At 37.4% G+C, this 4,995-nt stretch carries 3 protein-coding genes and 1 other RNA gene; all 4 read left to right on the top strand.

Annotated elements, in window-relative coordinates; translation table 11 throughout:
- Positions 1 to 518: 518 nt before the first annotated feature.
- The 4 genes from rnpB (at position 519) to psb34 (ending at position 4,039) form a co-directional block, all read left to right on the top strand.
- Positions 519 to 908, top strand: an RNA gene (rnpB, locus tag F6K15_RS37325) — RNase P RNA component class A.
- Positions 909 to 964: 56 nt separating this feature from the next.
- Complete coding sequence (locus tag F6K15_RS37330) at positions 965 to 1,834, top strand: phytanoyl-CoA dioxygenase family protein (RefSeq protein WP_293071080.1); 870 nt, start codon at positions 965 to 967, stop codon at positions 1,832 to 1,834.
- A 1,123-nt stretch (positions 1,835 to 2,957) separates the two neighbouring features.
- Positions 2,958 to 3,794, top strand: a complete 837-nt coding sequence (locus tag F6K15_RS37335) for a thiazole synthase (RefSeq protein ID WP_293071081.1) — start codon at positions 2,958 to 2,960, stop codon at positions 3,792 to 3,794.
- A gap of 71 nt (positions 3,795 to 3,865) precedes the next feature.
- A complete protein-coding gene (gene psb34, locus F6K15_RS37340; RefSeq protein WP_293071082.1) occupies positions 3,866 to 4,039 on the top strand; it encodes a photosystem II assembly protein Psb34 in 174 nt (57 codons plus the stop codon).
- The last annotated feature ends 956 nt before the right edge of the window (positions 4,040 to 4,995 follow it).

The following is a 4,995-nucleotide window of genomic DNA, read 5'->3' on the forward strand; positions in this document are numbered from 1 at the left end:
TCCCATTTTCAGGGGAGAAAAAAAGAGAATTCCGTATTTTCTTGCCTCCATATTGCAGAGGTACTCTTAACGAAGTCAGAAGTCAGAATTCAGAATTCAGAAGTTAACCCACCCCTAACCCCTCCCAGGAGGGGAGGGGAAGTAGGGGATGCGTGAGCAACTCTCCAAAAATATTGCGCCTTAAAAGACGGAGTTTTAGACCCATATTATTTTGATAACTGATAACTGATAACTGAACTCCCTACTCCCTATTAATTGTTTCGTAAGCATTCAGCTTTTAGCAGTCAGCTATCAGCAAATAATTAATAATTTCTTATAAGCTTAAATAAGCATAATTTTACAGTAAGTTTTAATTATGTCCAAATTTATCAATTGCATTTACCTCCTCTGAGCGTCAATAGCTGATAGCTAATAGCTGACTGCTGAATGCTTACATTGTTTCTATACTCATCATCAAAATTATCCTGGGTAAAAAATTAACAATAGGTGATTTATTTGCTAATATGTAAAAATAGGGATAAAGTAGGTGAGGCAGTTGCGGACTCAATATCTTGGGTCTGAGGAAAGTCCGGGCTCCCAAAAGACCAAGCTTGCTGGATAACGCCCAGTGCGAGTGATCGTGAGGATAGTGCCACAGAAAAATACCGCCCTGGAGATGAGATATTATTCAAGTCTCTGAGGTAAGGGTGCAAAGGTGCGGTAAGAGCGCACCAGCAGTATCGTGAGGTACTGGCTCGGTAAACCCCGGCGGGGAGCAAGGTCGGAGGGGCAATGGTTGGTCTTTTTCCGGCTCCGTTGTTAAGTGTACCGCAAGAGGTGTCTGGCAACAGGCATCCCAGATAGATAACTGCCCTCTTAGCTGAAACCAGCTAAGAGAACAGAACCCGGCTTACTCCCTACTTTTTCCTTATTTTTTATCCCAAAGCAATTAACAATTAATACTTATAAAAAATTATGAAAAAAAATGCCTGAATATTTACCTGAGAAAACTCCATCAACAGAACAATTAAATACATGGATTGAAGATTTTCATACTAATGGTTTTTTAGTCATTCCTAATGTATTAACACCTGAAAAATGTGAACTTCTTAGAAATGACTTAGATGAAATTTTAAAGAAAACTGAAGAAGAAAAAATTGACAGGTCTAATCCAGTAGCGAAAGCTTACACATCAATCAAAATAATGGAGCGAATGTTTGAGCATTCCCAAGATAATCTAGACTTGTTTGCGATGGAACCAATTATTACATTTGCAGAACATTTAATTGGTGGAGCAAATGGAACAGGTTACTCAATAAATGATGGAATTCCTAATGCTAATGTTGTTCATGTTATCCACAATAATTCTTTTAAAGTTCCTCCTCAAACTGATGGACTAGCCAACAATGCCTGGCATCAAGATGATACACCACACGTTCTTTCTCTTGATGGTAAACCTCTGAACAATATTCGCTTGAATGTTCTAGCATTTTCCGTTAATTATTACTTAACTGATGTATTTTCTCCAGACAACGGACCAACTCAAGTTATTCCAGGTTCGCATCTGTTTGGTAAGTTTTGTGATGGTAATATTTTAGAATATGAAGATAAAATTCATAGTTGTCTGGGAGGAATGGGTACTGCAGTTTGTTTTAACAATCAAGTTTGGCATAGAGGTTCTAGAAATTCATCTTCTGTCGCCCGCTACATTACACAAATTACTTATGGCAAAAGATTGGTTGGGCATAAATATGCACCATTTATGAATTATCAGATGCCTAATCATTGTTATCAAGAAGCAGATGAAAGATTGAAGCGAATTTTGGGATTTTTACCTCATGGTGCTTATGGTTAATTAGTTATAGAATTTACTTGGTATTAAGTTTTTTAGGATTGAGAAATAATAATTACCTTACAGCGCTTTTCACTCTTGATGAACCACATCTTCACACATCAAATTTTATAGGGACGTTCTATGGAAAGTTCCTGCTCTGGTCTACCATGCAGGAAAACCTCTGTAAAATGTCGGTTGAGTAATATGAAATAGTGGCAATACAGGAACAAAATTGAAAAATACTCCCCTCTTTTTAAGATTAGAATCAGAAAATTAATTCCCTTAGACTGCTACGTTAGCTAGCACTAACTTTTGCATTCTGTGAAGCTTCCAATATATGCTGGCTTTTCCTGTCATCTAATCTTTCTATGTATAAACTCCTCAGTGGAAAACAACTAACTTTTGCATTCTGTGAAGCTCCAAAAAAACAGCGCGTCAAATGATTTTTGGCTGCATTCTCACAATTTTTGTGATATCATAAAGACTATAAGGGTCTGCTCGCCCATACGCATGACTTTTTATTCAACTAAATCTCCTTGCTCATAGACGATAGAACATCCGTTGGCTTTTCCTATCATCTAATTCTTCCATCTATATCTCCTCAGTAGGAAACCACTAATTTTTTCATTCTCTGAAGCTCCAAAAAATCAGCGCGTCAAATGATTTTTGGCTGCATTCTCACAATTTTTGTGATATCATAAAGACTATAAGGGTTTGTTCGCCCATACGCATGACTTTTTATTCAACTAAATCTCCTTGCTCAGAGACAATAGAACATCCGTTGGCTTTTCCTGTCATCTAATCTTTCTATGTATAAACTCCTCAGTGGAAAACAACTAACTTTTGCATTCTGTGAAGCTCCAAAAAAAACAGCGCATCAAATGATTTTTGGCTGCATTCCCACAATTTTTGTGATATCATAAAGACTATAAGGGTTTGCTCGCCCATGCGCATGACTTTTTATTCAACTAAATTTCCTTGCTCATAGACGATAGAACATCCGTTCCGCTGCGCGACCGAATATTCAGGAATTTTCCCCAGAAGCAATACCAGAAATATCTTCATCTTCTGTAGCTTCCGATAAACATAAAAACTGGGATTGAAATAAAAAATTTACAATGGTTGTAAATATCAAAATTAAACAATGCAGACAGTAGAAAAACTAACTACACAAACTCCAGAACAACCTCTAATTATCGCAGGTAAAAAATTTAGCTCCCGTCTAATGACAGGTACAGGTAAGTATCCCAGCATAGAAAAAATGCAGCAAAGTATAGAAGCTAGTGGATGTGAAATCGTAACTGTAGCAGTACGACGGGTACAAACTCAAGCTCCTGGTCATGAAGGTTTGGCAGAAGCTATAGACTGGACAAAAATCTGGATGCTGCCAAATACCGCAGGTTGTCAAACTGCTGAAGATGCTGTGAGAGTTGCCAGACTGGGACGAGAAATGGCTAAATTATTAGGTCAAGAAGATAATAATTTTGTCAAGCTGGAAGTTATTCCTGATCCTAAGTATTTACTCCCAGACCCTATCGGTACATTACAAGCAGCAGAACAATTAATAAAAGAGGGTTTTGCTGTTTTACCCTACATTAATGCTGACCCACTATTAGCCAAAAGACTTGAAGAAGCTGGTTGTGTCACAGTTATGCCTCTAGGTTCCCCTATAGGTTCTGGCCAGGGAATCCAAAATGCAGCTAATATTAAAATAATTATTGACAATATTAAGGTTCCCGTGGTAGTAGATGCAGGAATTGGTACTCCTAGTGAAGCAACTCAAGCAATGGAAATGGGAGCAGATGCCTTACTTATTAATTCAGCGATCGCTCTAGCTAAAAATCCATCAGTCATGGCCAAAGCAATGGGGATGGCGACAGAAGCGGGACGTTTGGCTTATTTAGCAGGAAGGATACCCAAAAAAGATTATGCGATCGCCTCTTCACCATTGACTGGAAGAATTAATTCGGCTCAAAGCTAGTAATAATTTCCTATATTCGCCAAATCTATGTTAAGATAGGTAAAGATAAAAAAAAAATAAAGGATCTAATCATGCCATATACAACAGAAGAAGGTGGACGTCTAAATAATTTTGCTGCAGAGCCAAAAATGTATCAAGCAGACGCTCCAGATCAAAAAGAACAAGTTAACTATTTAGTTTTAGGAACTCTAGGAGCTGTATTAGTAGGTAGTTTAGTATTTGTTGCTTTTTCTGTTTCTGCTTAAACTTTAGGTATAAATTATTTAAAGACTCAACCAGGTTCTTGAATTTTCAAGAGTCTGGTTTTCATGTTAATAAACTAAGAGTCAATTAAATTAATAGTAGCTCCTGCAATAGGGAGGCGAGAAGATGCATAATTTTCTTTTCTCTTGATTCGATATGGCGAAGAACCCCGAAGAATGCAGAATATATCTGGTAACGACCACTTTTTATCACCTTAAAAAGGGAGGTTTGATACCTGATTTTTTGTAAGCATTTCCTACGGAATGCTGCGCAAACATTAGTCAGCTAGCATCATAAGGTCGTAACTACATTATCAGCTATCCTGCCTAGGAACTACGTTAACAGTTATTGCTTTTGAGCTTTATTAAACCCTATATTAAGGGGTATTATTAAGCCAGAATCCAGTAATAATTAAATCTTACAAAAGCAGGTTACTTTGACGTTAAAGTCTATATTCATTTAAATACTTCCTTCACAGGAGAGTTTTATTGCCCTCGAGCTGACAGCTAATAGCTGTTTGCGCAGCATTCCGCAGGAAATGCTTACCGAATAATTAATTATTAATTATTAATAATTAAATAATTCTGGTTTAAAGCCTCCCCTTTTAAGGGAAAAAAGCGGTCGAGGGATGGCGAGGTCTCCTCGCCATATCCAATCGACCAAGAGAAAAGAAATAATATTTCCTTATATTCAATCAATAACGGTTTTAACCAGAGGTAATTATCAATTATCCATTATCCATTAATGAAGATTTTTTTGGTTAGAAGAGATAAGTATTACAAAAGTGCTGATAATTAGGCTTTATTTTTCTCAAAATCATGAGCAAAGTTCTTGACATACTCCCGACGCTCCCCTACGGGAGAGCGCGGGATTCTTCAGCCAAGGAAGCCCTGACCGCAGTGTTAACAGAAGTGATGTCCTCCTCCTGTGTTGATAACAATCCAATTTTCTGTATCAG

The organism is Okeania sp. SIO2B3 (assembly GCF_010672525.1).
Lineage (GTDB): Bacteria > Cyanobacteriota > Cyanobacteriia > Cyanobacteriales > Microcoleaceae > Okeania.

What these genes read in the sequence shown, in the direction of transcription:
- F6K15_RS37330 (WP_293071080.1), top strand. Translation starts at nt 965, where the DNA reads ATGCCTGAATATTTACCTGAGAAAACTCCATCAACAGAACAATTAAAT.
- F6K15_RS37335 (WP_293071081.1), top strand. Translation starts at nt 2,958, where the DNA reads ATGCAGACAGTAGAAAAACTAACTACACAAACTCCAGAACAACCTCTA.
- psb34 (WP_293071082.1), top strand. Translation starts at nt 3,866, where the DNA reads ATGCCATATACAACAGAAGAAGGTGGACGTCTAAATAATTTTGCTGCA.